The following is a 23701-nucleotide window of genomic DNA, read 5'->3' on the forward strand; positions in this document are numbered from 1 at the left end:
AAAGTTAATTAATATCCATAATTATTGGACTCTATCAATTTATTTTCTGCTAGTTCGGCACTGGGAATTGCGTATAACAAATTCTTCTTTGTACGTATGGTAGACCTGTTTGCATTGCCGCAAACTATAAACTGCGTATCATTCATTACACTTAGATACAATCCCCACCGCAAGAGGTCGAACTTCCGGTTAAATTCCTGACATAATTCCAGTCCGCGTTCTTTTAATACCAGACTCCTTGCTTCTATAGGATCTGTTACATTACCGGAGTACAGGGTTGTTGCATTAGCACGTTTCCTGATAACGTCTATATCATTCATTGCAGCATTAACATCGCCAAGTTCAACCAATGCTTCTGCCCGAAGCAAATATGCTTCTGCGAAGCGAAGAAGAATAACATCCTGATCGGATTGAGATGCTTCCTTCTGGGCATAGAAAGAAGGATTGGCGATATCGTCTTTATAATGTTTTGTAAGGCAGGGAACGCCGTACTCATATGTATCATTGAAATCGGCAACGAAAGCTTTCAGGTTATCGGGCAGGTTCTCTGCATTGTACTTATCGGACATTGAGGGGTACGAAACCCATTTAGTAGACGTATAACTGGTAAGGTAATAATGAAATACGCCATGAACAACGCGGTCATCATCTTCATCGAACTGATCGTACAGGTTGGGAGCCATGTAAATCCATGCACCACTGCCTCCATAAGGCGCTGGGGTATAATAATTGTTCAAAGCTGAATTGCGATAATCCACATCATTGCCGGCGGCAGCGCCCCAAACGAACTCTTTGTTTCTTCTGTTATTACCACCCCATAAGCTTAAGTAATTTGCAGCAAGGTCAAAATCAACACCTTTTCGGGCAATAACCATGTCGCACAACTCTTTCGCACGTCTATAACATTTTTCTGCATCTATATTTTCCGAGCCCTCTACCGCACTACATGTATATTTTTTAATATCTCCTTTAATATCCACCATTATTTCGGTGTTTCCTTTACATGCCAATGCTGTAGATCCCATGGTGCAATATACACGTGCCAGTAGCAATGCCGCTGCTGTCTTATCGGCATGTCCCCATGCACCCACATTTCCTTCCGACTGATAATACATATATTCAAGGCATGTTTCCAGATCGTTAGTTATTACATTATAAACATCCTCTACAGGTGATCTGGGGCAATTCTGTTCTGTTTCGGAAGCCAACCTTATTGGCACAGCACCATACATTCTTACCAGATGAAAATAAGCCCATGCCCTGAGGAAAAGTGTTTCACCATACAATTGTTTTACTGCCGATTCGGTTTTATATGCATCGGTTATCTCCAATGATTCCTTAGCCTTATTGGCGCGGTTGATCATTCTATAAAATACACTCCACAAGTCATTGTTAGTGTTATAAGCATAATGACCGGTTACATCTCCGCTACCTGCCGAACTTAATACCCACGCAGGTGCTCCACAATGGTCATTATCATAATCCATCCATGCTTCATAGGTTTGTTCCATACACCAGTTATCCCAGAATATAGCATAAATTCCCGTAACCAATTGTTCGGCTCCGGCTTCGGTTTGCGCCAACTGTTCGGCAGTAATTGCATAAGGGCTTTCATCCAGCGAGCAACTTGCTACAAGCATACCGGCAGAACATAGTATTATTGATAGTATCTTTTTCATGATTTGTATGTTATGTATAAATTAAAAAACAACGTTAAGGCCAAATGTGAAACTTCTTTGTTGCGGATAAGCTCCCGAGTCGATACCCCGCAATGATGGTGTCGAGCCAAACGAGTTAACTTCCGGGTCGTAACCCCGGTAATTTGTTATTGTGAAAAGGTTATTAGCAACTGCATTTAAGCGTATGCTGTTCACAAACGGAAAAGGCTTTTTAATGGTATAACCAATTGATAGAGTACGCAGTTTTAGGTAGGAACCATCTTCCAGATACATCCGTGAAAAGCGTTCGTCGCGACCAGTATAATAGAATATTTTAGGAGCAGTAGCTGTTTCCGGGTTTACACTCCATGATTGGTTGTACACATAGTAAGGAACATTTTGTGTTGTACCCAGATTATAATAACGCAGGGAATTCATATTGAAAATATCGTTTCCATGTACTCCCTGAAACAGCATACTGAAATCGAAATTCTTCCATGTAAAGTCTACATTAAACCCGTAATAGAAGTCGGGATTCGCATCACCTATCCAGTCCTGGTCTTTATCGGTGATGAAGCCATCGTTGTCTTTATCCAGATATCTGATTTCACCAATCCAATCCCTGCGGATGATTTCTTCCGTAGCTGCATCCGAACTACTTATTCCATAATCGGGATACTGTGTTTTAAATTGGTGACTGCCAATCACTTCCTCGCGCGAGTTCCAGATACCATCTGTAACAAATCCATAGAACGAGCCGATAGAATGGCCATCGGCAATAGCATATGGGCGCAAACTATTATAAATGGAATTCGGGAACATCGGATCGGCGCCGAAATCGCATACTTCATTCTTGTTGAACGATATATTACCTCCTACCATTAATGAAAAGTCTTTGTTTTGAATAGCCCGTACTTTTATGCTGGCTTCTAGACCGCGGTTAATTACAGAGCCGGCATTCGAAAGAATCTGCATTATTCCTGTGCTTGGAGGGGTTTGCTGGTATTGCAAAAGATCGGTAGTCTTTTTATAATAATAATCGACTTCCAGCGATACACGCTTAAATAAATCCAGTTCAATACCGGCATCGTGCTGCCATGTTGTTTCCCATGTAAGGTCTTTATTTCCGGGATTGTATGTATTGGTAGCATAGCCATTACTTACACCTGTTCCGAACGGATAGTTTGCTGCCGACATTATGGCAAAAGTTTGATAAGAACTAATAGCCTGATTACCTGAAGCACCGTAGCTATAGCGAAGTTTTACATTACTTAAAACATGAGACAATCCTTCCATAAATTTTTCTTCGGATAGTCTATATGAAATACCTATTGACGGGAAAAATGCTGCACGCTTACCTTTGGCAAATTTGCTGGATACATCGTCGCGTGCGGTAAAAGTAAGATAGTATTTGTTGGCATAATTATATGCCAGCCGGCCGATGATAGAAAATAATTTGGAATCGCCCACGTTAGACTGCGTGCCTACCATAGTACTGGCATCCTGTAGCAACCACCCTTCGGTTAAATCTGTTCCAAATCCCTGAACGGTGATGGTTTTTCCATATGTGCTCGATGACTCCCACGATGTACCTGCTGTTGCACTAACATTGTGTTTCCCAAATGTTTTGTTGTACATAAGGAGATTATCGTATACCAGTGAAGAACGCCAGTTATCTCCGGCATAAGATTTACCACCAACGCTTCTTCCTTCTGCCAAAAAGCTGGGCCAATATTTATTAGCATCATTGCGAGAGTAAGTATATCCTAAAACCATTCTGTAAATCAATCCTTTGGCCAATGTTATATTTGCATAATTAGAGGTTCTGAAAGATACACTCCGGTTTCTATTAAGTGCCTCGATATAGCGTGTGGGCACAGCTACCATGCTATATTCATTGTCTAAATCGTCTTGCGTTTGTGTAGCCGGATAGGTTATGGCCGAGCGGATAACTCCTTCAGTTCCGTTGTTTTTATTATTGGTAGCTGTTTTAATTATACTGGAGTTGGCAAAAGAGCCCGATATTGAGGTTCCTACTTTCAACCAGTCTTTAACCTGCTTATTCAGGTTTGTTTTAATAGTATAACGTGTATAATCCGAGCCTTTCACAATTCCTTCCTGATTCAGGTAGCCTCCACTTATGGAATAATCATAGCCTTTGGTCTGGCCCGAAATGTTCAGATTCAGATCGTGCGTTACTCCTGTTTGAAGCACCTGATCCTGCCAGTAGTATGGATCGTTATCATAATCATCGGGACCTTTTACATACACTCCGCTGCTGTTTTCCATACCTGGAAAGGGCAGATCTATCTGTTCCCAGGGGAAGTTAGATATCTCTTGTGTATTGATGTACGACATGTTCCGGTAGTTGGCATAGTCGCGTGCTCCAAGTACCTTTATTTTCTTTACAGCATCACTGATGGTTGTTTTATAGGAAAACGAAACCTGATCTTTCACATCCAGTCCGCTTCCGCTTTTAGTTGTTATTAATACAACTCCATTGGCACCACGCGAACCATAGATGGCTGTTGCCGAAGCATCTTTCAAAATCTCAATAGAAGCAATATCATTAGGATTAAGTGAAGACAAGGCATTATTATAGCTGGGCGCACTCGAGTCGAAGTTAATTGTATCGTCATTGCTATCGGCAACAGGAACCCCGTCAATTACATACAGAGGCTCGGAAGAACCCTGAAAAGAGTTTGTACCCCGAATCTGGATGCTGATACCTCCACCCGGTGCACCATCATTCGATGTTACATTTACACCCGTCAGGCGTCCCTGCAAACCCTTTTCAAGGCTAACAGGCGAACTTTTTAGTAATTCGTCGCTCTTTACCTGTGCTACGGAGCCTGTTAAATCACTCTTTTTCATGTATCCATAACCCACTACTACTACTTCGTCCAGCGTTTTACTATCTTCCTGCAAAACGATTTTCATATCGGGTACAGCCTTTACCGTTTTCGATAAATAACCAATGTAAGATATCTCCAGATTAGTACCAGGACTACAGTCTACTGAGAATCTTCCGTCCAAATCGGTAATTGTACCATTGGAAGTGCCCTTCACAATAACATTGGCACCTACAATGCTTTCGCCGCTTTCATCTACAATTACACCATTAATCTTTCTATTCTGCTGTACAGTTTCAATTTCATCTGCTGCCTGCGTCTTTATGGTTCCACCCAGCAACAAACCCAGGCAGATTCCTGCCGTTAATACATACTTGTGATAGTTTTTCATTGTTAGAATAAGTTTGAATGTTAATCATTTATTTTGATCGTGTTATATAACTATTGCTTTTCCTTTAGTAGAAGCGACTTTAAAATAACCGAGCCGGGTTTTGAACCGCTAATGCCCAAACCGTCTATCGACACTTTATATGTAGGGTCTAATGCTATTGTTATCCCCTTTTTTCCGGCAAGTATTGTTTTTTTTGTTTTGAGCTTTTCATTGCGTTCATCTTTTGCCGAATAAATTACAGTAACAACAACATCCATCGGCAAGGGATCTTTAAACTCAATTAGTGCGTAATCATATTCCGAACAATCGCGGGCCAGCCACCATCCACCTCCTTCCCATTCTTTAGTCCATGTAATTTTCATTCTCTTTGCATCAAACTGCGTATTTCCCCAAGGCTGGAAGTTGATGACCAATACATTAAAGTCTTCTGCCAAAGCAGAAGAAACTACTGAGATTAAAGCCATAACTATTAATAATTTCCTTTTCATTTTTTATAGTATTATATTAGTTGTATTATCCGGTAACCTGTTTGATATATATTGAATGCCTCAGGAATTTTCCTGGAGCAAAAATAGAGGAGTGTGATGCGATGGGCATTCCCAAATGATTCTTCTGTCGCCCCTTTTGTACCTTGTTACAAAACAGACCCAATTTTGGTACATTTGGGAGTATCAGAAATCAGTTAAGAATGAAACTTCACTATTTAATTTTATATATTTGCATTAAACCATTTTTATGAAGAGAAGCTTTACTGTTATATTACTCTGTTTGTCGGCTGCCATTATACATGCTACAGAATCATTTAACTTCCGTTCCTTAGATGTAAAATCAGGTATAGCGGATAATTATATCCAGTCTATCCTGTGTGATCAATATGGTTTTATGTGGTTTGCTACAATTAACGGATTAAGCAGATATGATGGGTATCAGTTTAAAACTTACACTACAACGCAGTTAGGAGCGTATAATAACGATATTGATTTTACTGTAGAAGATGCCGCGGGCACTATCTGGATAAAAACTCCTAAGAATTATTACTATTATAACCGCGAGAAGGATGAAATAGACCCTGATATTTCAAACATATTAAATCCTTTGGGAATTACCGGAGATATCAGCAGACTGTTTGTAGATAAAGACCGTAATTTATGGTGTGTTACAGGCCATACATTGTATTATTATAAATTCAGGCAGAAAGAACTCTATCAGTTAACCATACCTGCCGACAGACAAGTGTTGCAACTGGATTGTTATAATTCGAATGCGTATATATTACTGTCCGATAGCTATATATATCGTGTAGAGTGGCGATCGCAAAGTTTATCCAAAGAAATACAGATTATACTTCCCCCGGGCTGGAAACAACGCATGTACATGGATACTTTATCGCGGATATGGTTCTATGTAATTCATACTAACGGAGTTAGCTGTTACGACACTAAAACCAAACAATGGGTTCAATTTCCGGGATACGCTGATATCAACACTGAACTTATAACCAATGTTTTAGACGATGGAGATGGAAACATCTGGATAGGAACGGATAGTAAAGGGATTTATATTAGTTATGATAAAGATAAAAAGGTTGAAAGAATAAACAGGGATATAGATAATCCGTTTTCATTACCTAATAACCATATCAGTTGTTTTTATAAAGATGACTCGGATATTATGTGGGTGGGTACTAGTAAATTGGGAGTAGCATATACCAATCTGCACAACATTACTTTCGAAACTTATCGTTTACCGAAACAAGAAGATGTTAGCTGTATTATTGAAGATAGGAAAGGCAATCTGTGGCTAGGATTTGATGGTGAAGGATTAGCATATTATGATAAATCAAATAAACGGTATACGCTCTATTCAAAGAAAGATGGTTCGGTTCCTTCAGACATCATTGTATGTTCGTATCTGGATTCTAAAGGAAGAGTCTGGTTTGGTTCTTACGGCAACGGGATTTTCTATGAACAAAACGGAAAGTTTACTGCCATAATACCTGAACATGAACAAAAATACTCAATCAGTTATATCCGCTGTATTGAAGAAGATTACGAAGGGAATATCTGGTTAGGAACAATTATGGATGGAATATACTGTTTAAACGGAGCAGGAGATATCGAGTCTTACTATACCATGGAAGATACGGAACTCCGCACCAACAGTATTACCACCTTCTCGTGTGTAGACGGCATAAACCTTTATATAGGAACCAGTAGCGGAATCTATTATATGAATACACAGACAAAAATAATATCACAACTGGAAAACAAGGATACTTCCCACCTGCTGTCGGAAAGTCTGTACATTAATTATCTTTATCAGGATGTTCGCGGATTGCTATGGATCGGCACCCGCACTGGTATTTATATCTATGATATTAAAACAACAGCACTCACTCATTTGTCGGTCAAAGATGGACTCTCACATAATTATATACGTGCTATAATAGAAGATAATGAGAATAATATTTGGATTACAACAGATAATGGAATAACCAACATTGTTGTATCCAATACCGTAGAGGAGCGTTCATTCAGGTTCTTTTGTTATCCTTATTTCAATGAAGATGGAATTGGTAATATGGTTTTCAACAATCATTCTATTGCCCGTGCGCAACAAGGAGAAATATTGATGGGAGGTTCGGGAGCATATCTGTCTATCAATCCTCATTCAATCAGACATATCCGGAATAATCATCCCGTTATTTTTACCAGCTTATATCTAGCTAACCAACGCATGAATGTGGGTACTCCCAACAGCAACGGTCGTGTAATACTTGAAAAAAACATCCAGTTACTTAATGAAATTACAATGGATTACTCAGACAGTAATTTCGCTCTTGAAGTTTCTTCAATGAATTATGCAGATTTGCATAAGCTGCAATATGTATATCGCTTAAACGAAAACGAAGAATGGATTAAACAGGATGGCAACCGTATTTATTTTAATAAACTTCTGCCCGGGAAGCACAAACTGGAAGTTAAGGTTTACGAGAGCAGCAATACATATAGGGATAATAAACCAACCTCTTTAATAATCCATGTAAAACCACCATTGTGGCTGTCGACGCCGGCATACATGTTTTATATCCTTATTACAATATGTATCATCATATTGTTATTCCGGAACATGAGGCAGAGACAGCGGCATGAAATGAACGAAGCAAAGATGCGTTTCTTTACGAATGTAAGCCATGATTTACGAACGCCTCTTTCACTTATTATAATTCCATTGGAAAAACTCCTCAGCCTGAATATAGAAAAGTGGATAAAACATGAAATAGAATTAATTTACCGGAATGCAGAAACATTATTGAATGAAGTAAATTTATTACTGGATTTTAGGCAATTAGATCAAGAAAAGACACAATTGAATTTATCTTATGGTAACTTCTCCGATTTTGTTAGGGATGTGTGCAATTCCTTCTCTCCACAGGCATATAAAAAAGGCATAACCTTTGATTTGCAAATCAATGATTCACAATTGTGTATGGATTTCGATCATAATAAGATTCAACGGGTTTTATTTAACTTATTATCCAATGCAGTAAAGTTTAATAATGAGAACGGAAATATAACATTTACTTTGGATAAGATACGGAAAGATGATTCGGAATTTGTCCGGATTCAGATTGCAGATACAGGTATTGGAATAAAGGATGAAAATAAGAAAAAAGTCTTTGAACGTTTCTATCAGGAACATCAGATTAAATCAACATACATTGGGAGTGGTATCGGTTTACATATCGTCAAAGAGTATGTTGAACTACACAATGGAGATATTGAAATAAAGGATAACCAACTTCAAGGAACTATTTTCATTATTACTTTACCCATAACACGGAACTACATTGAAGGAGCAAAAGAAGAGAATGAAATTATAACAGAGAAAAGTACTACAGGTGAATCTCTTACCATTAGCACTAACACTGACCGGAATTCTATTTTGATTGTTGAAGACAATGATGATTTTCGTATGTTTTTAATCAATTGTCTGAAAGATTATTATATCGTTTTTGAGGCATCCAATGGGAAGAAAGCATTGGAAATACTCTCTGAACAATCTGTACAGATAGTTATAAGCGATATAATGATGCCGGTTATGGATGGTATGGAATTGTGCAGGGAAATTAAAACTGACATCCGGTATTCTCATATCCCTGTTATACTCCTTACAGCCCGTACTGCTAGTGAGCATGTGGTCAATGCTTTAAAAGAAGGTGCCGACGATTATATAACCAAACCATTCAATCTGGATATCTTATTATTACGTATTCAAAAGATTCTTGCATGGACAGAAAATAATCACCGAAAGTTCAACACAATGGATATTTCTCCGGGTGAAATTACCATCAGCAGCCTCGATGAACAACTTATAGAAAAGGCTATTCAAATTGTTGAAAAGAACATGGATAATTCGGAATTTTCCGTATCCGACTTAAGTGAAAGTATAGGAATGAGTCGTGGACATCTTTACCGGAAACTGACATCCATCACAGGAAAGACTCCTATTGAGTTTATTCATACTTTAAGAATAAAACGTGGTAAGCAGTTATTGGAACAGAGTCAAATGAATATTTCACAGATTTCTTATCAGATAGGATTGTCTCCAAAACAGTTTACCAAATATTTTAAGGATGAATATGGTTGTCCACCTTCTGAATATAAAAAAGGAAGCTAAAAGCTTCCTTTCCCCGGTCATTTTGTTTTCTAAACAACCAAAAATAACCCCCGACCGAAAAGTTATTTCCAGCACTCATTGAATAATAGGCTTGTTAAAGTGAAACCGTCGGATTTATTGATTTTTTATCACCAAATAATCCTGTTTCTATTTGTTCATAATACACTTCTTTCTTTTCTACCTCTTCATGTGGAAACAATGCCGCCTGTACACATCGTTTGTTTTTCAAGTTACAAAAAATTGTTCCCATATCAATTAAAATCTCAACTTGAATTTCATCTTTAAATGAATTTACGTTGGCATGTGGATACGAATTCAACAAACATCTAAAGCTAATCCTTCAAGTTCTTTTATTGGAATGTGATATTCTTCAGACTCGTCTAAAACAGCGGCGATTTTAAGCGCATCTTCAATATCCTTTGTATTAAGTTTGTCGTTCATTATGCCGTGAGTTTTTAAGTATCGGTGCAAAGGTAAAGCTTTTTCCTTATTTACAAAAACAATCAACAATATTTTATATATAACTGAATATCAAATAATTATATTATTACATAGATTTTACAATAGTTTCACGGTGCATTTACTGGAAATATTTACAAAAATATTTGTCTGCGCTTAGAAATGAAAAAGAAAAGAAATTAGGATAAAACAATTATGGAAGAGAACAAAAAAAAGGAGATAATTTCAAAAGAAAGAATCCCAATCACGGTCAAAACATAAATGGTTTAGAAAAACGATAGGGTATTCACAAGAATGTCTGGCAGAAATGATTGGTGAAAAACAACAAACCATTTCCGATTGGGAAAAATGCGAACATCTGGATAATACAATTTTAGAAAGAGTTGCTAAAGCTCTGGAAATTGGTGTGATTTGGTTAAAAGATATCGTAATGGATTCTAGTAACAATCAATATTATGTTCAAAATTCAGGGACTAGTTTTATTGAAACCGAACATGTTGCTTATGCCATTCATAATCCATTGGAAGCGATGGATGAAATATACCAAAATAGTATAACTACTATCAAAAAGAATTGCGAAGATACTATTAAATCTCTGCAAGCCTCCTTAGATGCAGAAAGAGAAGATAAAAGAAGAATTCTGGATATACTTTTAGGGAACCTGTGAAAAGATACAATCAGATGATGACAGACAATCAGATTTTAAATGAAAGTCCTACCGAATATAAGACTACTAATCCTGATAAGCACACTGAAAAAGAATAGTATTATATAAAGGATAAGAGAGTGCCAAAAAACATTCTCTTTCCACATTGCTTCTCCTCGAGTGTATTAAGCAATGTCCGAAATCTATCCTTTTATGTCCGAAATGTGCTTTTACCCCTCCTTAACGCCTCCTATCTTTGCATACATCAATTATAACCCCAAAATTTGGTACCTATGCAAAGACTTGTTTTAGCATTTGTTTTTTGTTTGATTACTGCTGGTATAGCAGCACAAAAAGCTCCCACAATCTATGTAGATAAAAGTGGAGTGATGCGTTGGAACAACACCCAACAAGAAGCATCGTTCTTTGGAGTAAACTACACCCTACCCTTTGCCCATGCATACCGGGCCATTGGATATCTGAACAAAGATCACAAAGAAGCCATCGACAAAGATGTTTACCACTTTGCCCGATTGGGTTTCAATGCCTATCGCATCCATATATGGGATGTAGAGATATCCGACAATAAAGGAAATCTGCTTGCAAACAACCATCTGGATTTGATGGACTACCTTATATATAAGCTAAAAGAGCGTAACATTAAAATTGTGCTCACTACCATGACCAACTTTGGGAATGGTTACCCCGAACGCAATCAGCCTACAGATGGTTTCTCTTATTTATATGATAAGTGCGAAATACACGATAACCCGCAAGCACAAAAAGCCCAGCAAACCTACATAGCCCAACTGGTAAAGCATGTAAACCCATATACAGGCAATGTCTATATGAACGATCCGGACATTGTTGGGTTTGAAATAAACAACGAACCATGCCACGCCGGCACCCGGCAGCAAACCCGTGAGTATATTAATGGTATGCTCTCAGCGCTTAAAAAGGCAGGAAACCGCAAACCTGTATTTTACAATGTAAGTCACAATATGCATCAGATTGAAGCATACTATGCCACAGATATACAGGGAACAACTTACCAATGGTACCCAATAGGACTCGTTGCCGGGCAAACCCGCAAAGGAAACTTTCTTCCTTATATAGATAATTTCCATATCCCGTTCAGCAATACAAAAGGGTTTGCTTCAAAAGCCCGGTTGGTGTACGAGTACGATCCGGCAGATATTACCTATTCTTATATGCACCCTGCCATGGCACGCAGTTTTCGCACAGCAGGATTCCAATGGATAACACAGTTTGCCTACGATCCTATTGACATGGCACGGTATAACACTGAGTATCAAACACATTTGTTAAACCTTGCTTATACCCCGCAAAAAGCCATCAGCATGAAGATTGCTGCCGAGGTTGCTTACAACGTTCCACGTAACCAATCATACGGAGTATATCCGGCAGATACCATCTTCAATGATTTTAGGGTAAGCTATATGCAGGATTTAAGCGAGATGAATAATAGTAAGAAGTTCTTTTATTCTAATCATACAACCACCTTACCTGCTGCCATAAACGAGCTGGAAGAGATTGTCGGATATGGCAATTCGCCTGTTGTATCTTACGAAGGAACAGGAGCCTATTTTCTTGATAAGTTAGAAGAGGGTGTATGGAGACTGGAAGTTATGCCCGATGCGGTTCAGATACGCGATCCTTTTGCCAAGCCTAATCTGGAAAAAGAAGTGATTACCATTATGTGGAATAAGTGGAACATGCAAATCAATTTGCCCAATCTGGGTAACAAGTTCAATATATCTGCTCTTAACAAAGGAAATAGTTTTAAAGCCTCGTCAACCAACGGGGTGATAGAGAATATAACCCCGGGCGTATATTTGTTGCAAAAGAGTAATCACAAAGCGCTACAGGTATGGGATGCAGATACGCACTGGAAAACAATTACGTTGGGCGAATATGTAGCACCCGAGGCGCATGCTGATACATATTTTGTATCGCATACAGCCAGCAAGGTTATTGAAAGCGACAAGCCATATATTGTTGAAGCCGAAATCACTGGTCCGGCACAACCGGATTCGGTTATCATCTACACCGATAAAATCTCTTTCTGGAATAATAACAACCCATATTATAAAATGGAAAGAGTACACGGATATACATACCGGGCAACCATACCCGCCAAAGAAATACAAAAAGGAGTTTTCAGGTATAACATCATCGTCTGCCGGGATAACAACTCGCATACTTTCCCTTCGGGAGTAAACAAAAACCCACTCGATTGGGATTATATTTCGACCGAATATTGGAATGCTAAGGTTGTTGACCCAGGCAGTGCGATAAAACTCTTCGAAGCATCTAATATGTTTTATACAGGAATGGAAACTTACTCTATCCCCGAAGGGAGCTGGCTAAAACAGGATAATAAAGAAGCATATACTTATTTCCTTAGAAAATATATTGTTGATGATATTTGTCAACGGAAGGAACGCCTTACAAACAGTACATTACTTTGCTTGAATATGCAAAAGGCTCCACTAAATATATCGGTGGGATTTGTAACCTGTATGGGATACACTTATAAAACCACCATTCAGCCTCAAAAGGGAATAAACAAGATTCCTTTAAATCAATTAGAGCAAACAGCTACGGCATTACTGCCACATCCATATCCGGTATTTCTTAAAGAGTATTTTGAGCCGGAAACTAATCTTCCTTTCCAACTAACGGATATTGAAAGAGTAGAAATTTCGTTCGAAAACAACGCTGGTGAAATAGAAATTGATAGTATATGGATAGAGTAACCAGCTGGAATTAAATAATTTTTCAAATAAATCAATACCATTATGAACAACAACTTCTTTTGCTGCCGTTTTATTATGATATGCATAATTCTAATTGGCAGTATGAAAACCTTTGCCCAAACAGGCGAACGTAGAGTTACCGGAACTGTTACCGACGAAACCGGTGAACCCATGATTGGTGTATCCATTTTGATTGTAGGAAGCACCACCGGAACCACTACCGATTTTGATGGTAATTATAACGTAAGTCTTCCGGCCGGAAGCACTCAACTGCAATTTTCGTACATCGGTTATAACGCTCAAACATTACAGGTTCCTACCAGCAATGTACTGAATGTAAAGATGCAACCGGATGCACTTACTTTGAGCGATGTGGTTGTAATTGGTTATGGAACTCAACGCAAAAGCGACCTTACCGGTTCGGTGAGCAATGTGAGTAGTAAAGACTTTAACATGGGACTAATCAGCTCGCCCGAGCAACTTATTAACGGAAAAGTATCCGGGGTACAAATTATGTCAACCAGTGGTTCGCCTACTGCCGGAAGCACAATCCGTATCCGCGGAGGTGCTTCTTTAAACGCCAGTAACGATCCGCTTATTGTACTCGATGGAGTACCTTTGGAAAGTGGTGGAATCAGTGGAAATTCGGGAAACTTCCTGAGCCTTATCAACCCTTCGGATATTGAAAGTATGACTATCCTGAAAGATGCTTCATCAACAGCAATCTACGGGTCGCGTGCATCAAATGGGGTTATTATCATTACCACAAAAAAAGGAACGGGCGATAAGTTGAAGGTGAGTTTCAATACCACCAACTCGTTTCAGACACGTGCCCGCGTAACCGATATGTTAAGCAGAAGCGAGTTTATTGATGTGATTAATGCAAATGGTACAGATGCCCAAAAAGCACTTATCGGAACGAGCAATACCGACTGGAACGACCAGGTATATCATACTGCATTCGGAACCGATAATAACCTGAGCCTTGCCGGACGCATCAACGAAAATTGGCCTATCCGTGTATCGGTTGGATATTACAATCAGGATGGTATTGTACGCACTGATAATGCCGAACGTTATACAGGAAGCGTAAACCTAACTCCTTCTTTCTTTAACGATCATTTAAAGATTGCATTAAATGCTAAAGCATCACACAACAACAACCGGTTTGCCAATGGAGATGCAATATGGGCGGCCTCAACTTTCAATCCTACGATACCTGTTTATTCCGGTAATAATCAGTTTGGTGGTTACTACGAAAGTGTTGATGCCAATGGTGGTCCGGTAAATGCAGGTGTACGCAATCCGCTTGGAGTATTGAAACAATACAACAGCACCAGTAAGGTATCGCGGTTTATCGGAAATGCTGATATCGACTACAAATTCCATTTTCTTCCTGAACTTAAGTTTCATGCAACGCTTGGTTATGATTATGCCAAAGGAAAAGGATCGGTATATGTACCTGCCGAGGCTGCTCAAAACTACACAACTAAAGGGCGCGATTACAACTATGGTCCACAGAAAAATACCAATCGCCTATTAACTACTTACCTCAACTACAACAAGTACTTTGAGACAATAAAAAGTAGTATTGATGCAACAATGGGATACGATTATCAGTTCTGGAAAAGTGTAAGTTCGCAATATAGTGAACTAAATACCGAAGGCGATGTTATGTCTACTTCTGCTGCTACCGACCAACGTCATGTATTGATATCGGGATATGCCCGTTTGAATTATACACTAGCCGACCGTTATATGCTTACCGGAACTGTTAGACGAGATGGTACAAGCCGTTTCCACAAAGATAATCGCTGGGGAACATTTCCATCGGTTGCTTTGGCCTGGAGGGTTAGCGAAGAGAGTTTCTTAAAGAACAATCCGGTTATCAGTAACCTAAAGTTAAGAGCCTCGTATGGTATTACCGGACAGCAAGATGGTATTGGCAACTACAACTATCTGCCTGTATATACCCAAAGTCAAACCGGTGCAGAAGCATTGATTAATGGTGGATGGATTTCGACTTACCGGCCCGAAGCGTATGTTGAAAACTTGAAATGGGAAACGACTACTTCATGGAATATTGGTTTCGATTTTGGTATCCTGAAAGATAAAATATCGGGTAGCTTTGACTTCTATACCCGCGAAACCAAAGATTTGCTGGCAACAGTGCCCAGTGCCGCCGGTACCAATTTCGACAAACGTATTCTTACCAATGTGGGAAATGTAGACAGCAAAGGTATTGAGGTAACATTAAACGCTACCCCAATAGATTTACCGGATTGGACATGGAATTTATCGTATAACTTCACCTGGCAGAAGATGAAAGTAAAGAACCTTTCGCTGGTTCAGGGAGGCGAAACAACCAATACACTTGTAGGCCCATCTATCGACGCATACCAATTCCAAATATTATCCGAAGGATATGAACCATACATGTTTTATGTGTACCATCAATTATACGACGAAAAAACCGGAAGACCAATTGAAGGCGCTTATGCCGATCTTAATGATGATGGTGTAATTAACTCTAACGACCTTTACCGTTATAAATCACCCTCGCCCGATTTTATTATGGGATTCTCAACTTCGCTGCGTTACAAGAAATGGACACTAAGCACTGCTTTGCGCGCTAACATAGGGAATTATGTATATAATGGTATGGGCATGAACACAGGTGCATGGAGTACAGTGAGCTACAATGCTTATCAATTGAATAACTTAAACCGCAGTTATTTAAAAACGGGCTTTGTGCAACGTCAACATCTATCCGATTATTATGTAGAAAATGCATCGTTCCTGAAAATGGATAACCTTTCGTTAAACTATAACTTTGGCAGGGTAAATAAATGGTTGGCACTTAATGTTAGTGCTATGGTACAAAATGTATTCTGCTGGACTAAATACACCGGTGTAGATCCTGAGGTGCCCAATGGTATGGACTCATCGTTTTATCCACGTCCACGCACTTTCAGCATGAGTATAGGACTTGAATTTTAATATTCAATCGTAAATTGTTTAATCGTAAACAGAAATTACATCACAATGAAAAAACTTATCATAGTATTATTGGCAGGTATGTTTGTATTCAGCTCCTGTCTGGGCGATCTGGATCAGATGCCAAATACCGAAACAACATCGAACGATGTATATGCCAAAGCCGAAAATTACAAAGCAGTATTAGGTAAACTTTATGTAGCATTTGTTATTAACGGACAAGAAAAAGGCGGTGGAAATTCCGACCTCGACAGCAATAACGGGTACGATTACCTTCGCTCTTATTTTAATTTACAGGAAAGCGGTACCGACGAACTGGCTCCAACCTGGCTCGAAGGAGACAAGGTTACCGACATAACTTATCTTACCTGGGATGCTAACGATCCTTGGGTAGCCGATATGTATTACCGCATATATTATAACATTGCATTGTGTAACGAATTTCTTCGCAATGCAACCGATGATAAGATATCGGGTTTTACCGAAAGCGAACAAGATGAAATCCGCACTTACCGTGCCGAAGCACGTTTTCTGCGTGCATTAGCCTATTATCATGCAATGGATTTCTACCGTAATATTCCGTTTATTACCGAAAACGATCCGGTAGGTGCATTTGTTCCCGACTGCTATACTTCGGCACAGATATTTGAGTACATTGAAAACGAACTTACTGATATTGAAGAAAGCTTACCTGCCCGTTCATCAACAGTGTATGGTCATGCCTCACAAGGTGCTGCTTTAGCTTTACTTGCCAAATTGTACCTGAATGCAGAAGTTTATACCGGAAAGCAATATTATACCGAATGTATCGGCACCTGCAAGAAGATTATTGCACAAGGTTATAGTTTGGAAAGCAATTATAAAAAACTTTTCAATGCCGATAATGATAAACGCACAAACGAAATCATTTTTGCTTTCCCGGTTGATGCTACACATGCTGTATCATGGGGAGCTACCACTCATATTATTTGTGGAGCTGTAAGTAATACATCCGATTATCAAAAACCGGCAGACTATGGTATTGCTTCGGGTTGGGGTATGTTCCGCGTACGCGGTGAAGTTCCTGATATGTTCGACGAAGAAGATGGCAGAGCACTCTTCTTTACCGAAGGACAAACACAATACCTGGATGCCATTGATAACCAAAGTTATGGATATTTTGTTGAGAAATGGACTAACCTGAATGATAATGGTGAAGCAGCATCGAACAGCGATGATGGTGGGGTAAATACCGACTTTCCGGTGTTCCGCTTGGCCGATGTGTATCTGATGGCCGGCGAAGCCATTGCCCGTGGCGGATCGGGCATGAGTAAAAGTGAAGTACTGATATATTTGAACGAACTACGCGAAAGAGCATTTGGTGATTCGTATCTAACAAAAGGAAAACTAACCGAAGCCAATCTGACTATCGATTTCTTCCTTGACGAACGTGCCCGCGAACTTTATTGGGAAGGTACACGCCGTACAGACCTTATCCGATACGATAAATTTACAACTGCCACATACTTATGGCAATGGAAAGGCGGCGTTAAAAACGGAATTGCAGTAGATAGCAAATACAATTACTATCCCATTCCGGCCACTGAGTTAACGGCTAATCCTAATTTGTCGAATCCTAATTATTAAGATACAAGAACAAAAGAATATATATGAAACCATACAAAAAAATTATATATAGTCTCATGGCAATCTTATTACTGGCTGCCTGCGAGAAAGATGGTGATAAAATATACCTGAACGGACACGAAAGCAATGAACTTATTGCTACCGAAAGTGATATAGTACTTCAACAGGAAGAAGCAAGTAAAGTTGTACTATCGTTAACATGGAGTAAAAGTACTCTTTCCGTAAGCAACCCTGCAATGGATGCTCCCGATCTTGAATTGGTTTACACACAGATATCTACTACAAACGATTTTTCGGCTAATGTAGTTGAAACATTGGAAACAGGCCTGTCAAAAGCATACACCGGTGCCGAACTAAATACTGTTGCCAAGAATCTGAGTATTGCTGCCGATGTTGCAACTCCGGTATATATCCGCCTAAAATCAACAATAGGTAATAATACGCAACCGCAGTATAGTAATGTAGTAACAGTAAACCTCACTGCATACGACATTGATATGACTGTTGGCTTTGTACTCGATAGCAAACAGGAAAGTACCTCCTGGACACTTATATCGCCCGAAGCTAATGGAATATACACCGGATTTATGGGTGCAACAAGCTGGTACAACTTCTATTTGCGCGAAGGCGATGGTACTGTTTGGGGCAACGATGGTGTAAACGGTAGTGCGTTCTTGCTTTCACAGGAAGATAGTAAGTGGAATTGCTGGTTCCCAGGTGTTGGCGGTTGCCATTATGTAGAATTTAACACTGTTAAGAAAGAGTGGTCAACAATCTATATCCCTGTATTAAATGTGAGCGGTGATATTGAAGGTGAAATGACTTTCGACCGTCCTAACAACAAATGGTATATGGTATTTGAAGCCTCTTCTGCCGGAAGCCTGAAGATAAAACTACAGGGAGATGCTAAACTGTATAACCTGTCAACAGGAGATGGAGACGATACAGCAATAGACACTTCTATAGCTTTTGAACAAGAAAACGGAAACATTGTACTTGCTCAACAAGCAGGAGAGATTACTGTTACAGTAACCGAAGCCGGAGAATATACACTAACTGTTGATTTAAGCGATCCCAAGAAATGGACATGTCAGGCATCAAGCGGTTTGGCAGAACCCGAACCAATTAACCCGTTTGTTTATTTACCCGGCATTGATGATGGTATAACCAATAGTGACTGGAACTTTGATCATACTCTTTCTCTTTATAACGAAGACGAACTGGCTTATGCAGGAGTTATTAATGTAAACTCATTATGGGGATACAGTATTAATACCGAAGAAAACAATTGGAATGATAAATATACGTTGGGCGAAGGCGATGCTTATGCAGGTACATTGGCATGGCAAGGCGAAAATAATCTTCCGGCTCCTGCCCCAGGTCTTTATTTATTCGAGGTGAAGTTGAAAGAACCAACCTATAACTTATTCAATATCACCGACAAAATATTCTTGTCTGGTATTAATGATGTTTGGGACTTTGAAACAGTACTCAATGCTACTGATACTCCTGGAATATATGCAGGTAATATAACAATCACTGTTGCTTCTGAATGGGGTTTTCAAATACATACCGATGATACATGGAATCACAAATTTGGTGGTAGCGAAGGTAAATTGTATTATCAGGGAAGCAATATTACAGATGATGATTCGTTAGAACCGGGCACATATACCATGACTGTCAATCTGATTGAGGGAACGTATATATTAAATTAAGAATTAGGAATTAAGAATGATCAGAGTTATGAATTTAAAATATTTCTTTATATATGCGCTGCTGATAGTTTCTATTTGTGCTTGCAGTGATGATGATAATCCATCTCCGGGCAAAGAACCTCCTGTTTATGATATGACAGGCTTTGCCAAAGGAGCTGATGTTAGCTGGCTTACCGAAATGGAAAAAGCCGGGAGAAAGTTCTACAGTGCAATAGGCCGCGAAACAGAGTGTATAACATTATTACGTGATTTGGGAATGAACTCTATACGCTTACGTGTATGGGTAGACCCTGCCGATGGTTGGTGCAACAAAGGTGATTTGTTGGTTAAGGCAATCCGTGCAAACCGTCTGGGTATGCGTTTAATGATAGACTTTCATTATAGTGACTCGTGGGCAGACCCCAGTCAGCAAACTAAACCAGCAGCATGGAAAGATCTTTCTTTTAATGAGTTGAAAGAAGCTGTATCAACACATACCAAAGAGATACTGTCCGAACTGAAATCTCATAATATCAGCCCTGAATGGGTTCAGGTGGGTAACGAAACAGGAAACGGTATGCTTTGGGATACTGGAAAAGCATCCGAAAACATGGAAAAATATGCCGGATTAAACAATGCCGGTTATGATGCTGTGAAAGAAATATTCCCGGAAGCTAAAGTTATTGTACATTTGCAAAACGGAAATGATAATAATCTGTTTCGCTGGTTGTTCGACGGTTTAAAGAACAACGGTGGAAAATGGGATATCATCGGCATGTCGCTTTATCCGGAAGTGGAAACCTGGCAAAACATGAATAATGATTGCATTACGAATGTAAATGATATGATTAACCGCTATAACACAGAAGTGATGATTTGCGAGGTTGGTATGCCTTATAGCGAAGCCGAGGCATGTAAATTGTTTCTCAGCGACTTGATTACAAAGGCTAAAGCTGTGGCAAACGATAAATGCCTGGGAGTGTTTTACTGGGAGCCACAATCGTATGCCAACTGGAAAGAATATACATTGGGGGCTTTCGATAATAACGGAATGCCAACTGTAGCACTGGATGCTTTTAAATAAAAAATAGACACGGATTGCGCGGATGACACGGATTTTATAACACGGATTTAATAACACGGATTAATACAATAAAATTAATCCGTGTATTTTAAATCCGTGCAATCCGCGCAATCCGTGTCTAAAATAATACAGATATTATGAAACTTAAAAACTTAATTATCCTTGTTATGCTTGTTAGTTCAGCCACTGTGCAGGCACAACGCCAACAAGTACTTCTGGATAAGGATTGGAAATTCACCAAGGAGGATAACCCGAACTCCAGTGAACCCGGATTCAACGATAGCAAGTGGCAACCTGTGAGTGTCCCTCACGACTGGGCTATTTATGGACCGTTCGATCGTAACAACGATCTTCAGAATGTTGCCGTAACCCAAAACTTTGAGCAGAAAGCCTCTGTTAAAACAGGGCGTACCGGTGGCTTGCCTTATGTAGGAACTGGTTGGTACAGAAGAAGCTTTGACGTTGAAAACTATACTCCCGGCAAACAAGCTACCCTATTATTCGATGGGGCCATGAGCGAAGCACGTGTTTATGTTAATGGAAAAGAAGTTTGTTTCTGGCCTTATGGCTACAACTCCTTCCATTGCGATGTTACTCCGTTCCTTACCGAAGACGGCCGTAATAATCAGTTATCGGTTCGTTTGGAAAACAAGCCACAATCTTCACGTTGGTATCCCGGAGCCGGATTATACCGCAATGTACACCTGATTGTTACAAACGAAGTACATGTACCTGTTTGGGGTACTTACTTAACTACTCCTCATGTATCGAGTGAACTGGCTTCTGTACGGTTACTAACTAACATTAAAAACACAGGCGACAAAGACATCCGGGTATATACGGAAATCATTGATCCTGATGGAAAAGTTATTGCCACCAAAGACAATACACGGAAAATAAACCACGGTTTACCGTTCGAGCAAAATATTCTGGTAGATAATCCTAAGTTATGGTCGCCCGAGACTCCATATTTATACAATGCTGTATCTAAGATTTATGTAGATAATAATCAGGTAGACGAGTACACCACCCGTTTCGGTATCCGCCACATTGAGATTATAGCCGACAAAGGTTTCTACCTGAATGGCAAACACCGTAAATTTCAAGGAGTATGTAATCACCACGATTTAGGTCCGTTGGGGGCAGCTATTAATACAGCCGCCTTGCGCCGCCAACTTACTATGCTCAAAGATATGGGATGCGATGCTATACGCACCTCGCACAACATGCCTGCACCGGAACTAGTTGCCCTTTGCGACGAAATGGGCTTCATGATGATGATTGAGCCTTTCGATGAGTGGGACATAGCCAAGTGCACCAACGGATACCATCGTTTCTTTAATGAGTGGGCCGAAAAAGACATGGTAAACATGTTGCATAATTACCGCAACAACCCATGTGTTGTAATGTGGAGTGTTGGAAATGAGGTACCTACCCAATGCAGTCCGCAGGGCTACAAAGTAGCTTCTTTTTTACAGGATATCTGCCACCGTGAAGATCCTACCCGTCCGGTAACCTGCGGAATGGATCAGGTGAGTTGCGTACTCAGTAATGGATTTGCTTCCATGCTTGATGTTCCCGGACTTAACTACAGGGCACACCGCTATCAGGAAGCTTACGAAAAACTTCCGCAAAGCATTATTCTAGGAGCAGAAACAACCTCTACAGTAAGTTCAAGAGGAGTTTATAAGTTCCCTGTAGAAAAGAAAGCAAGTGTTACTTATCCCGACCATCAATCATCCTCGTATGATATGGAGCATTGTTCATGGTCAAATTTACCCGATGATGATATGATTCTTGCTGATGACTTCAACTGGACCATCGGTCAGTTTGTATGGACCGGATTCGATTATCTGGGCGAACCGTCTCCTTACGATACCGATGCATGGCCCAACCACAGTTCATTATTTGGTATTATTGATTTGGCAAGCATTCCCAAAGACCGTTACTACTATTATCGTAGCATCTGGAATAAAGAGGAAAACACCTTGCACATACTTCCACACTGGAACTGGGAAGGACGCGAAGGAGAAATTACTCCGGTATTTGTATATACCAACTACCCAACTGCCGAACTGTTTGTTAATGGCAAAAGCTATGGTAAGAAGCAAAAAAGCAATGAGTCTCCCCAACATCGCTACCGTTTAATGTGGATGGATGTTACTTATGAGCCAGGCGAAGTTAAAGTTATTGCGTACGATAACAGCGGAAAAGCTGTAGAGGAAAAGATTATTCGTACTGCCTCCAAAGCAGATCATCTGGAAGTTATTGTTGACCGAAAAGAACTTGCTGCCGATGGTAAAGACCTTGCTTATATTACTGTTCGTGCAGTTGATAAGAACGGTAACCTTTGTCCGCTTGATAATCGTATGGTGAACTTCACTGTTAAAGGAGCTGGTAAATATCGTGCGGCTGCTAATGGTGATCCAACAAGTCTTGATCTTTTTCATCTTCCACAGATGCCACTATTTAGTGGTCAGCTTACAGCAATTGTGCAGGCTGGCGAAGTTGCCGGGGATATTACTTTTGAGGCAAAGGCTAAAGGGGTGAAAAGTGGGAAGGTTGTTTTGAGGGCAAAACTACACTGAAAGTCTGTAACTAAATTAAAGTTTTGACCCTTTCAGTTAAGCACTGAAAGTGCGTTCGATTTAGCCCAGGGTTTTTAACCCTGGGTATGTACGATATCTACCAATCAGAGTGCTGTAAGCACGAACGAATAGCCGAGGGTCGTGCTTACAGCACTTCATTGCTAGAGGGTGATAGCTTACCCAGGGTTAAAACCCTGGGCTAAATCGAACGGGCTTACAGCCCTTGATTACAAACTCACGGGG

The 23701-nt window shown here is 39.8% G+C and carries 12 protein-coding genes and 1 pseudogene; 8 read left to right on the forward strand and 5 right to left on the reverse strand.

The window, feature by feature from the left end; all coding sequences use genetic code 11:
- Window positions 1-8 precede the first annotated feature (8 nt).
- Genes D0T85_RS08965 through D0T85_RS08975 form a run of 3 tightly spaced genes read right to left on the reverse strand, consistent with a single transcriptional unit; the run spans window position 9 to window position 5389 of the window.
- Window positions 9-1679, reverse strand: coding sequence for a RagB/SusD family nutrient uptake outer membrane protein (locus D0T85_RS08965; RefSeq protein WP_163212400.1), 1671 nt, complete (start codon window positions 1677-1679; stop codon window positions 9-11).
- A 21-nt stretch (window positions 1680-1700) separates the two neighbouring features.
- A complete protein-coding gene (locus D0T85_RS08970; protein ID WP_163212402.1) occupies window positions 1701-4901 on the reverse strand; it encodes a TonB-dependent receptor in 3201 nt (1066 codons plus the stop codon).
- Between the two features lie 50 nt (window positions 4902-4951).
- A complete protein-coding gene (locus tag D0T85_RS08975) occupies window positions 4952-5389 on the reverse strand; it encodes a hypothetical protein (protein WP_163212404.1) in 438 nt (145 codons plus the stop codon).
- Between the two features lie 247 nt (window positions 5390-5636).
- Between D0T85_RS08975 and D0T85_RS08980 the strand changes: the two genes are divergently transcribed.
- Window positions 5637-9581: a two-component regulator propeller domain-containing protein gene (locus D0T85_RS08980; protein ID WP_163212406.1), complete on the forward strand. Its 3945-nt coding sequence runs from the start codon at window positions 5637-5639 to the stop codon at window positions 9579-9581.
- Window positions 9582-9675: 94 nt separating this feature from the next.
- On the opposite strand, the gene D0T85_RS23045 is transcribed toward D0T85_RS08980, so the two are convergent.
- Together D0T85_RS23045 and D0T85_RS23050 are read right to left on the reverse strand one after the other, a co-directional pair.
- Window positions 9676-9810, reverse strand: a complete 135-nt coding sequence (locus D0T85_RS23045; protein ID WP_255495690.1) for a hypothetical protein — start codon at window positions 9808-9810, stop codon at window positions 9676-9678.
- Between the two features lie 86 nt (window positions 9811-9896).
- Window positions 9897-10022 (reverse strand): hypothetical protein, encoded by a 126-nt coding sequence (locus D0T85_RS23050; protein ID WP_255495691.1) that lies wholly within the window; start codon window positions 10020-10022, stop codon window positions 9897-9899.
- Window positions 10023-10311: 289 nt separating this feature from the next.
- Here D0T85_RS23050 and D0T85_RS08985 point away from each other — a divergent pair.
- From D0T85_RS08985 to D0T85_RS09015, 7 genes and pseudogenes are all read left to right on the forward strand, one after another.
- Window positions 10312-10707 (forward strand): annotated as a pseudogene (locus tag D0T85_RS08985) (multiprotein-bridging factor 1 family protein); the annotation flags it as partial.
- A gap of 272 nt (window positions 10708-10979) precedes the next feature.
- On the forward strand, window positions 10980-13466 hold the full coding sequence (locus tag D0T85_RS08990) for a hypothetical protein (RefSeq protein ID WP_163212408.1): 2487 nt from the start codon (window positions 10980-10982) through the stop codon (window positions 13464-13466).
- Window positions 13467-13508: 42 nt separating this feature from the next.
- Window positions 13509-16466 (forward strand): SusC/RagA family TonB-linked outer membrane protein, encoded by a 2958-nt coding sequence (locus D0T85_RS08995; RefSeq protein ID WP_370459944.1) that lies wholly within the window; start codon window positions 13509-13511, stop codon window positions 16464-16466.
- A 45-nt stretch (window positions 16467-16511) separates the two neighbouring features.
- Window positions 16512-18089, forward strand: coding sequence for a RagB/SusD family nutrient uptake outer membrane protein (locus tag D0T85_RS09000; protein WP_163212410.1), 1578 nt, complete (start codon window positions 16512-16514; stop codon window positions 18087-18089).
- Window positions 18090-18145: 56 nt separating this feature from the next.
- Window positions 18146-19807 (forward strand): DUF5114 domain-containing protein, encoded by a 1662-nt coding sequence (locus D0T85_RS09005; protein ID WP_239060681.1) that lies wholly within the window; start codon window positions 18146-18148, stop codon window positions 19805-19807.
- 28 nt (window positions 19808-19835) lie between these two features.
- Complete coding sequence (locus D0T85_RS09010; RefSeq protein WP_163212414.1) at window positions 19836-20870, forward strand: glycosyl hydrolase 53 family protein; 1035 nt, start codon at window positions 19836-19838, stop codon at window positions 20868-20870.
- 137 nt (window positions 20871-21007) lie between these two features.
- Window positions 21008-23458 carry a DUF4982 domain-containing protein gene (locus D0T85_RS09015; protein WP_163212416.1) on the forward strand — a complete coding sequence of 817 codons (2451 nt, stop codon included), beginning with the start codon at window positions 21008-21010 and terminating at the stop codon, window positions 23456-23458.
- Window positions 23459-23701: the final 243 nt, after the last annotated feature.

It is taken from the genome of Bacteroides sp. 519, from assembly GCF_010500955.1.
GTDB lineage: Bacteria > Bacteroidota > Bacteroidia > Bacteroidales > Bacteroidaceae > Bacteroides.

Excerpts from the sequence above, each read along its gene's own strand:
- D0T85_RS08990 (WP_163212408.1), top strand. The coding sequence starts at position 10,980 with ATGCAAAGACTTGTTTTAGCATTTGTTTTTTGTTTGATTACTGCTGGT.
- D0T85_RS08965 (WP_163212400.1), bottom strand. The coding sequence starts at position 1,679 with ATGAAAAAGATACTATCAATAATACTATGTTCTGCCGGTATGCTTGTA.
- D0T85_RS08980 (WP_163212406.1), top strand. The coding sequence starts at position 5,637 with ATGAAGAGAAGCTTTACTGTTATATTACTCTGTTTGTCGGCTGCCATT.
- D0T85_RS09000 (WP_163212410.1), top strand. The coding sequence starts at position 16,512 with ATGAAAAAACTTATCATAGTATTATTGGCAGGTATGTTTGTATTCAGC.
- D0T85_RS09010 (WP_163212414.1), top strand. The coding sequence starts at position 19,836 with ATGAATTTAAAATATTTCTTTATATATGCGCTGCTGATAGTTTCTATT.
- D0T85_RS23050 (WP_255495691.1), bottom strand. The coding sequence starts at position 10,022 with ATGAACGACAAACTTAATACAAAGGATATTGAAGATGCGCTTAAAATC.
- D0T85_RS08995 (WP_370459944.1), top strand. The coding sequence starts at position 13,509 with ATGAACAACAACTTCTTTTGCTGCCGTTTTATTATGATATGCATAATT.
- D0T85_RS09015 (WP_163212416.1), top strand. The coding sequence starts at position 21,008 with ATGAAACTTAAAAACTTAATTATCCTTGTTATGCTTGTTAGTTCAGCC.
- D0T85_RS08975 (WP_163212404.1), bottom strand. The coding sequence starts at position 5,389 with ATGAAAAGGAAATTATTAATAGTTATGGCTTTAATCTCAGTAGTTTCT.
- D0T85_RS09005 (WP_239060681.1), top strand. The coding sequence starts at position 18,146 with ATGGCAATCTTATTACTGGCTGCCTGCGAGAAAGATGGTGATAAAATA.
- D0T85_RS08970 (WP_163212402.1), bottom strand. The coding sequence starts at position 4,901 with ATGAAAAACTATCACAAGTATGTATTAACGGCAGGAATCTGCCTGGGT.